General features: G+C 40.3%; 9 protein-coding genes. 2 read left to right on the top strand and 7 right to left on the bottom strand.

Annotated features, from left to right (window positions below):
- Positions 1-66: 66 nt before the first annotated feature.
- Complete coding sequence (locus CSC79_RS08955; RefSeq protein ID WP_099295480.1) at positions 67-495, bottom strand: hypothetical protein; 429 nt, start codon at positions 493-495, stop codon at positions 67-69.
- Positions 496-570: 75 nt separating this feature from the next.
- Positions 571-951 carry an RNA-binding S4 domain-containing protein gene (locus CSC79_RS08950; protein WP_099295479.1) on the bottom strand — a complete coding sequence of 127 codons (381 nt, stop codon included), beginning with the start codon at positions 949-951 and terminating at the stop codon, positions 571-573.
- A 269-nt stretch (positions 952-1,220) separates the two neighbouring features.
- Here CSC79_RS08950 and CSC79_RS08945 point away from each other — a divergent pair, with 269 nt between their 5' ends.
- Positions 1,221-1,508 (top strand): hypothetical protein, encoded by a 288-nt coding sequence (locus CSC79_RS08945; protein WP_099295478.1) that lies wholly within the window; start codon positions 1,221-1,223, stop codon positions 1,506-1,508.
- Between the two features lie 55 nt (positions 1,509-1,563).
- On the top strand, positions 1,564-2,229 hold the full coding sequence (locus CSC79_RS08940) for a hypothetical protein (protein WP_099295477.1): 666 nt from the start codon (positions 1,564-1,566) through the stop codon (positions 2,227-2,229).
- Positions 2,230-2,236: 7 nt separating this feature from the next.
- Here CSC79_RS08940 and CSC79_RS08935 read toward each other — a convergent pair whose 3' ends face one another.
- The 5 genes from CSC79_RS08935 to glnA form a co-directional block, all read right to left on the bottom strand.
- Positions 2,237-2,695: a cyclic nucleotide-binding domain-containing protein gene (locus CSC79_RS08935; protein ID WP_099295476.1), complete on the bottom strand. Its 459-nt coding sequence runs from the start codon at positions 2,693-2,695 to the stop codon at positions 2,237-2,239.
- 28 nt (positions 2,696-2,723) lie between these two features.
- Positions 2,724-4,109: a nitrogen regulation protein NR(I) gene (gene ntrC / locus CSC79_RS08930; protein WP_099295475.1), complete on the bottom strand. Its 1,386-nt coding sequence runs from the start codon at positions 4,107-4,109 to the stop codon at positions 2,724-2,726.
- 15 nt (positions 4,110-4,124) lie between these two features.
- A complete protein-coding gene (gene glnL, locus CSC79_RS08925) occupies positions 4,125-5,195 on the bottom strand; it encodes a nitrogen regulation protein NR(II) (protein ID WP_099295474.1) in 1,071 nt (356 codons plus the stop codon).
- A gap of 86 nt (positions 5,196-5,281) precedes the next feature.
- Positions 5,282-5,794, bottom strand: coding sequence for a DUF4124 domain-containing protein (locus CSC79_RS08920; RefSeq protein ID WP_099295473.1), 513 nt, complete (start codon positions 5,792-5,794; stop codon positions 5,282-5,284).
- Between the two features lie 144 nt (positions 5,795-5,938).
- Positions 5,939-7,345: a glutamate--ammonia ligase gene (glnA, locus tag CSC79_RS08915; RefSeq protein ID WP_099295472.1), complete on the bottom strand. Its 1,407-nt coding sequence runs from the start codon at positions 7,343-7,345 to the stop codon at positions 5,939-5,941.
- Between the last annotated feature and the right edge of the window lie 317 nt (positions 7,346-7,662).

Below are 7,662 nucleotides of genomic sequence, written 5' to 3'. Positions count from 1 at the left end.
CTGTGAAACGCTGAATTCTGCATTTTTAGGTGGTTTGGGTATTCTAAGGCAAGCGCCTTCTTGGTGTTATTTTAGCCAGCCTTTGTGTATTGCTTTGTGGCTAATAGCTAATAGTAAAAGAGCGATAATAATTACAAGTATTGGCATAAATACAGCGCTAGCACCCATAAGTTCTAAACTATTTATAACGACAAAATTATAAAACTGTTGTACAAAAATCGCTAATGTAGAAAGTGCAAATACGCTGCGAGCTAAGGCTTTTTTACACAGCAGTAATATACAGCCTAACGTTCCGCCAAACACCGCAATAGCAAAAGCAAGTGTTGACCAAAATGGAATGTTTGAATAGGCAGCTTGTTGTTCTACCGGGAGTTTACTGATCATTTCAGGAGTCATTAGCATTTGCATCACAAAGGCTATAACCCCAAGTAAGTTCCAAACAAGTGCCGCCCATGCAGTGCTTTTTAGCCAAGTTGGTAAAGTGTGAGTTGTCATAATACCCTTTTTTAATTGTTATTATAAAAGAGTAATTAAAGACAGCTATTGCTTAATTGACAAGTACTTTTTAATTTAACCAAATGAAATAGGGCGACGACCCGTTTTTTCGTCCACTTTTGGCTTTTTCGTGCGTTTACGTTTACTTTTAGCTGGCGTTGCTGCTTGCTCAGGTGCTTTAGCAGTTTCAGATTGTGAGCTTTCTGTTGGTCTTTGCGCGGGGGTTGCGTCTTCACTCAAGGTTAACTGAAACCATTCACCATCAAACTCAAGTACATCACCACTGTATAATTTTTTCCGTTTTATTGTACATATTTCATGGTTAACGCCAACATAACCTTCAGTAATTAAATTTTTTGCTTGGCCACCACCTTCTACTAAATCAAGAACTTTGAGTAGTTTGCATAGTTCAATGGGTTCTTCTTCTAATTCAATTTCAATGTATTCGTCGTTCATGTTTGATCTCAGTGAGGTAGGGCATAGTCTTTATTATAAAGGCTTAGAGCGAGTTTTGCACTAACGCTTAATTGGCAATTAAAAACTCTTATCTGGAATTTAAAACTTTTCTAGTCTTTCTCACGTATTTAAAAAAACTGTAGCATTTTAGCGTTAAGCTCCAGCTTTCAAATCTGGCCTGTTATTTGCCAATACATGTTTCAAATTTATATCCGCTAGATAGCAGTAACCAAAGTGTAAATGTTATTACACTGATTATGGAGTAGAAAATGGGCGTAAGATTAGCAATGAGAAAAGAGTTAATGGGGTTGAATAACTCAGATATGTTAACAGCCGATGATGTCAGAACCCACCTTACAAAAACAGTTAAGCAGCGCTCACCAAATATTGAAAAAGGGTTTTCAGTGATTTCTAAGTTTAACGATAATCACAGTCAGCTTGTCAGTGGTGACAACAACAAAGAGCGCTTACTTAAATTTGAGCGCCATCGTTTGTTCAAAGATGTGTTGTATACCCGCCAAAGTGTTGATGCGTGGTTAAACAGCCAAATCAATTAAGTTGCTTTTAATGGCTGCCTCCAATAGACTACAAGTGTAATCAATAGGAGCAACCATGAAAAACGGACTTTTAACATTCATCTTTCTCGTACTTTTGGCAGCATGCCAACAACCCACCGTTTATATCTTTAGTGAAAACCTTCAGGATGAACAGCGAAAGCAGCTTGATGCGGCGTTAAAAGCACAATCATTACCTTATGAGTATGTTGATATTGGTGTGCCGAAAGAATTTGGCGCAGCTACATTGATGCTAGCAAGTGATAAAATCCTCCGCGCGCAGGCGCAGCAATTAACGGTCATTATGCAAGAGTTGGGGTACCAACCAGAAGTAAGTTATACAACACGTGCAAATCACTTTTATGGTGATGGTAATATTGGTTTTTATTTAAAAAATAGCGATCCGGATGAAGCGTTTACTATGCCGAGAAACGTACGCACCACTGAGTGTGAAAAGGATGAGTATAATGATTTAGCGGTGAGTTTCACTGATCAACATGCTGAGTTCACTTTAACCAGCGGGGCAAAAGTGACATTAAAATGGGAGTATTTATATGGTTACTTAGTTATTTACTACCGTAATTATTCGCAAGCATACAATCACACTCAGCCATTGATCAATACACCTTTTGGCGCCAAGCCATCAGACACATACACTATAACGGCTTATGTTAATAAGCCCAGCTGGCTAAATTGCTCATTACAAGTCGTTTATATGGATTAATGCAGATCTAACCATGGTTTTCAATATGCTCACTAAGCTTTGCAATGCGCTCGCTCATTCCTTCAATTATACGGTCTTTAATTTTTTCGCGAATAACATTGGGTAATCGTGTTAACGCTTCTGGGGTGACAGCTAATACAATAGTATCGCACATTGCACGGGCGCTGGTGCTTCTAGCACGGTTATTAATAAACGCACCTTCACCTATAAATTCACCGGGCTCAATTGTGCCTAAGTCGAGCAAGTGGCTATGCCTAAAAATAACAATTTTGCCGCTCAATACAATATAGAGCTGTTTATCGTTATCAAACTGCTTAAACACAAAACGATTTTGTTGCACTAAATATAAGTGGCTAAATGATTCAAGCAATATTTGTCGTTCGTCTAAGGTAAACTCTCTAAAAAAGTTTAGCCTGTTGATGATTTCCATTTGCCTTATTAATGGAATATGTTCAATTAACTTCATAGAAATAGGTCATTGCTGTTACTAGCTATCAACTGATATTGCGCTCTTTTAACTTACGGGTCAATGTATTGCGGCCCCAGCCAATTTTAACCGCCGCTTCTTGCTTATGCCCTGCACAGTTAGCTAATGCTGTTTTTATTAAACGAGTTTCTAATTGCGCTTGAATATTCGGCCAGATATTCTCTTTGCCTTGCTTTAACTCTTGATTGAGCCATTGCTGGAAAGAGTCTAGCCAGTCGCCTTCTTGTTGAGTGGCTTCAGCTTCGAGTATTTCAGGCGGTAAATCTTGTTCACTTACCAGCTCACCAGGCGCCATAACAGTTAACCAGCGACAGGTGTTTTCAAGTTGGCGAACATTACCTGGCCAATTGAATAGACGTAGTAAATCAGTAGCTTTAGGGCTGAGTATTTTACTTTCTACTTGTAGGTCTTTTGCACTTTTATGTAAAAAGTGTTGCGCTAAACGCTCTATATCTTCGGTGCGTTCACGCAAGGCTGGTAAGCGTAACCTCACTACGTTTAAACGATGGAATAAATCATCCCTGAATTTTCCTTGCTTAACAAGATCTTCAAGGTTTTGGTGTGTTGCAGCAATAATACGTACATCAACTTTAATACTTTGATGACCACCTACGCGGTAAAACTCGCCATCAGCAAGCACACGCAGTAAACGTGTTTGCACATCAAGGGGCATGTCACCAATTTCATCCAAAAATAAAGTGCCGCCATTAGCTTGTTCAAAGCGACCTTTGCGCACTGTATCGGCGCCGGTAAATGCGCCCTTTTCGTGGCCAAAGAGCTCAGATTCAACTAACTCTTTTGGGATTGCCGCCATATTTAGAGCAATAAATTGATTTTCTTTACGCGGGCTGTGGTTATGTAAGGCACTTGCAACGAGCTCTTTACCTGTGCCTGACTCACCATTAATAAGTACGCTCATACTCGATGCTGACAGCTTACCAATCGCTCGAAACACCTCTTGCATAGCAGGCGCTTCACCAATAATGTGAGCACTTTTTGGAGGCGCAGCTTTACGCTTAGTTTTCTTTGCTGAGTTTGCACGGCAAGCACTCTCGACCAAAGCGACCGCTTCATTTAAATCAAATGGTTTTGCGAGATATTCAAAAGCACCTTTTTGGAATGCATTGACCGCGGAGTCTAAATCTGAGTGGGCAGTCATGATGATTACCGGTAATCCAGGATTTTGTTCTGCGATTAACTCCAGTAATGCCATGCCATCCATGCCAGGCATACGTACGTCAGAGACAAGCACGGTTGGTTGGCTAAATTTAAGTGCTGTTAATACATCTTGTGCATTAGCAAAACTTTCAGTATTAAATCCTGCGCGCGAAAGCGCCTTTTCTAAAACGAAGCGAATAGACGCATCATCATCAACAAGCCAAACTGTTTTCATGGCGACTCCAACCGATTAATCCACAAAAGGCAGATATATATTAAATTCTGTGTGACCAGGCCAGCTATCGCATTCGATATAGCCGTTATGTTGGTCTATAAGAGTTTGCGCTATTGAAAGCCCTAATCCGGATCCCCCTTCTTTGTTGGTGATCATCGGATAGAAAAGAGTCTCTCTAATACTGCTATCTATTCCTGGTCCGTTGTCTGATATTTGGATCAGCAGTGCTTTTTTAGGCGCTTTTCCGGGCCTGCGCTGTTGATGGTTAATGCGTGTTTTTAGCTTAATCACACCCCCATCAACAAGTGCTTGCTGAGCGTTGCGAACAATATTTAACACCACCTGTTGAATTTTCCCTTGATCTATATACACGTCAGGAATGCTCGGGTCGTAATCTTTTTCTAGGCTAATATTGTTATTACTATCAAGTGTACTCAATTTAACAACCGACTCTAACGTTTGGTGAATGTTACCGTGTGTCTTTTTTAGTAACTGATTCGGTCCTAACAGTTTATCAACGAGCTCACGCAGGCGATCGGCTTGTTCAATTATAAGTTCAGCACATTGGTCTCGCTCTTGCTGATCAACCTCATACTGCAATAATTGCGCCGCTCCGCGTATTCCACCAAGGGGATTTTTTATTTCATGAGCAAGGCCCCGTATTAAGTTACGTGCGGCTTGGTATTGGTGCATCTGATTGGAGGCTTGGTCATGGCGAATTTCATCATCGGTTTGACGACATTCAAATAAAATATAAAACGCATCATCAAGCTTTACACGGCGTGCACTGATGGCTAACTTTGCGTGGCGAGAATCTACGAAAACCACGTCTGCTCTGTGCTGGTGGCAATCCACCCCGTCGATAAGTGAGTAGTGAGCTATACGTTTAAGGTCTACAGAGTGGTAGTTAAATAAGCTATCGAACGGTTGGTTGAGCATCCGTTTAGGGCTGAGTCCTAATAACTCACTGGCGCTATCGTTTACATAAACAAGGGTAAAATCTTTATCTACCAAAATAACCGCGGTGGTTAGGTTTTTCCAAATACTGGCAAGTAACTCAGGGTCAAATTTTTTATTATCGGGCATGTTGCACCATTTTAGTGCGTTGATGATAACCGCAGCTTAGCATACTTTATTTATTTACAGTCGCAACCAAATGGACTGCTTCATATTTATAATGCAGATTGTCTATGCATAAAAAATACATGGCTTGGGCTTACTGCGATGAGTTTACCTGTTGGGTCAAATAGCTTAACTTGTAAAGAGTGTTCACCACGGTCAACATTTCTAAGCGCAAACGTATTAGTTGCACTTGGTTGAGCATGTGCGATCCCATCAACGAATAATTGAACTTTAAAGTCACTTTCAAAGCGAGGGGTTACGCGACTATTTACGTATACCGAACCGGTATTTTCTCTGATAGTTTGTTCATTTTCAGGCGACGCTATTTCTATTTTAAAAGGCTTTATTGCAGTCGGTTTAGTTTCATTTAAAATGCTGGTATCCGTTGTTGGCATGGAGAGTACTTGGCTCGTTAGTTTGACTTCTACAGCCCCAGGTCTGGGCGTGTCTGAAAAAACGAGTACGCCATTTTTATCTTTCCATGAATAAATCTTCTTATCACCAGCTTGACTGTAAAAACTGAATAAAATGATTATCAATAAACCAAGAATTGTAATTTTCACTTTTCGGCCAGCCTTGCATTTCAAAAAACTGCTTAAACTTTAGTGGAAAAAAAACCGTTTTGCCATAAAAAAAGCCCGACAAGCGGGCCTTGAGAACACACATTAAGACTTGTCTATAATCTAGACAATTCTATCTACAGCGCATTAAACACTGTAGTACATTTCAAACTCAACTGGGTGAGTTGTCATGTTAAGCTTTTCAACTTCTTGAGACTTAAGGTTGATGTAAGCATCGATTAAGTCATCAGTGAATACGCCACCTTGCGTTAAGAACTCACGGTCAGCACTCAGTGCTGCAAGTGCTTCGTCTAATGAAGCTGCAACTTGTGGAATTTCAGCTGCTTCTTCTGCTGGTAAGTCGTATAAATCTTTATCCATTGCATCGCCAGGGTGAATCTTGTTTTTGATACCGTCAAGACCAGCCATAAGCATTGAAGCAAATGCAAGGTAAGGGTTAGCAGTAGGATCAGGGAAGCGCACTTCGATACGACGACCTTTTTCAGATGGTACTACTGGGATACGGATTGAAGCTGAACGGTTACGTGCAGAGTATGCAAGCATTACTGGTGCTTCAAAGCCTGGTACTAAACGCTTGTACGAGTTAGTAGAGGCGTTAGCAAAAGCGTTAATTGCTTTAGCGTGTTTGATGATACCACCGATGTAGTAAAGTGCGTCTTCAGAAAGACCGCCGTACTTGTCGCCAGCGAATAAGTTAACGCCGTCTTTAGCTAAAGATTGGTGACAGTGCATACCTGAACCGTTGTCGCCAACGATAGGCTTAGGCATAAATGTCGCTGTTTTTCCATATAAATGAGCCATGTTATGAATAACATATTTCATTTCTTGGATTTCATCAGCTTTTAATACCATTGTGTTAAAGCGAGTAGCGATTTCGTTTTGACCAGCTGTTGCAACTTCGTGGTGATGCGCTTCAACAACTTGACCAAGCTCTTCAAGCACTAAACAAGTAGCTGAACGCCAATCTTGTGAAGAATCAACTGGTGAACATGGGAAGTAACCGCCTTTAACACCTGGACGATGGCCTGAGTTACCGCCTTCGTAATCTTTATCAGAGTTCCATGCAGCTTCTTCAGCATCAATTTTATACATTGAGCCTGACATGTCAGTTTTATACTTAACGTCATCAAATAGGAAGAACTCTGGCTCTGGACCGAAAAGCACAGTATCAGCGATACCTGTAGAGCGCATGTATTCTTCTGCGCGTTTTGCAACAGAACGCGGGTCGCGCTCGTAACCTTGTAATGTAGATGGCTCTACAACGTCACAACGAACGATTAATGTTGCTTCTTCTGTGAATGGGTCAAGCTTTACTGATTCAGCAACTGGCATTAATACCATGTCTGATTCATTGATGCCTTTCCAACCTGCGATTGAAGAACCGTCGAACATTTTACCGTCTTCAAAGAAGTCTTCATCAACTTGGTGATGAGGAATAGAAACGTGTTGCTCTTTACCTTTAGTATCTGTAAAGCGTAAATCAATGAACTTAACGTCATTTTCTTTAATAAAATCTAAAACCGATTGTGACATGTGTCCTCCAACTGTTGGGTTTTATTATTGCTGCATAACTGCTTTTGAGTTTAAGTAAGCTGATTTTGTGCCAGTTTTATAACCGATTGTTTATAGTGCGGAAAAATAAAAGCACCTGAAATACCAATTAACAAAAGCACCAATTTGGTGCGTAAATGTTACTTTTTGGTGCAATGTTTACAACGCGTGTTTGCTGACAATTTAATCACTTTGAAATTAGCATAACCTAAATGCTAAAGACTTCCAAAAATATCCTAAAAATAGTCAAAATGACCGAATTGAGCTAAATAATTGAAATTTAATTCATATATTTGTCA

Origin of the sequence: Pseudoalteromonas sp. 3D05 (assembly GCF_002723455.1) — a bacterium.
Taxonomy (GTDB): Bacteria; Pseudomonadota; Gammaproteobacteria; order Enterobacterales; family Alteromonadaceae; genus Pseudoalteromonas.
Note: the sequence above shows the minus strand (reverse complement) of the source record. Positions and strands in the feature narration are given on the sequence as shown.